The 251-nt window shown below is 65.3% G+C and carries 1 protein-coding gene; it reads left to right on the top strand.

Annotated elements, in window-relative coordinates; all coding sequences use genetic code 11:
• Positions 1 to 22: 22 nt before the first annotated feature.
• Positions 23 to 251 (top strand): hypothetical protein (locus CVH10_RS22735; protein WP_219925028.1); only part of this gene is annotated, 229 nt, incomplete at its 3' end.

Raw genomic sequence — 251 nt, 5'->3', positions numbered from 1 at the left:
CACCACGAGCGTTGAGAGCGGGTTGGACATTCCGACGGCGAATACGCTGGTCGTGCATCGCGCCGACATGTTCGGCCTGGCGCAACTGTATCAAATCCGGGGGCGGGTCGGGCGGTCCAAGGCGCGGGCCTTCGCCTATCTGACCACCGATCCGATCAAGCCGATGACCCTGTCGGCTGAGCGGCGTCTGCAGGTGCTGCAGTCGCTGGACAATCTGGGCGCCGGTTTCCAGCTGGCCAGCCACGATCTGG

Origin of the sequence: Halomonas sp. ND22Bw, from assembly GCF_003011945.1 — a bacterium.
Taxonomy (GTDB): domain Bacteria; phylum Pseudomonadota; class Gammaproteobacteria; order Pseudomonadales; family Halomonadaceae; genus Halomonas; species Halomonas halophila.
The sequence above is the reverse complement of the archived record's forward strand: the minus strand, read 5'-3'. Positions and strand labels throughout refer to the sequence as shown.